The organism is Neoroseomonas rubea, assembly GCF_016106015.1.
GTDB lineage: Bacteria > Pseudomonadota > Alphaproteobacteria > Acetobacterales > Acetobacteraceae > Neoroseomonas > Neoroseomonas rubea.
Genome location: NZ_JACADQ010000712.1, coordinates 1 through 722, shown reverse-complemented (window position 1 = coordinate 722; position 722 = coordinate 1). Strand labels below are relative to the sequence as shown.

1 protein-coding gene is annotated in these 722 nt (G+C 65.9%); it reads left to right on the top strand.

The annotated features are described in order from the left end of the window. On the top strand, positions 1 to 722 hold a 722-nt coding region (locus HW577_RS25990), incomplete at its 3' end, for an elongation factor Tu (RefSeq protein WP_198378957.1).

Below are 722 nucleotides of genomic sequence, written 5' to 3'. Positions count from 1 at the left end.
ATGGCGAAGGCGAAATTCGAGCGGACGAAGCCGCACTGCAACATTGGCACGATCGGGCACGTGGACCATGGCAAGACGTCGCTGACGGCGGCGATCACCAAGGTGCTTGCGAAGGCCGGTGGTGCGACGTTCACGGCGTATGACCAGATCGACAAGGCGCCGGAGGAGCGTGCTCGTGGCATCACGATCTCGACGGCGCATGTTGAGTACGAGACGGCGAACCGGCACTACGCGCATGTGGATTGCCCCGGCCACGCCGACTACGTGAAGAACATGATCACGGGTGCGGCGCAGATGGACGGCGCGATCCTGGTGGTGTCGGCGGCCGACGGCCCGATGCCGCAGACGCGCGAGCACATCCTGCTGGCGCGCCAGGTTGGCGTGCCCGCGCTGGTGGTGTTCCTGAACAAGTGCGACATGGCGGACCCGGACCTGCTGGAGCTGGTCGAGATGGAGGTGCGCGAGCTGCTCTCCTCCTACCAGTTCCCGGGCGACGACATTCCGATCATCAAGGGCTCGGCGCTGTGTGCGCTGGAGGACCGCGAGCCGGAGCTTGGCGAGCAGGCGATCCTGAAGCTGATGGAAGCTGTGGACAGCTACATCCCGCAGCCTGAGCGCCCGGTGGACCGTCCGTTCCTGATGCCGATCGAGGACGTGTTCTCGATCTCGGGCCGTGGCACGGTGGTGACGGGTCGCGTGGAGCGCGGGATCGTGAAGGTGGG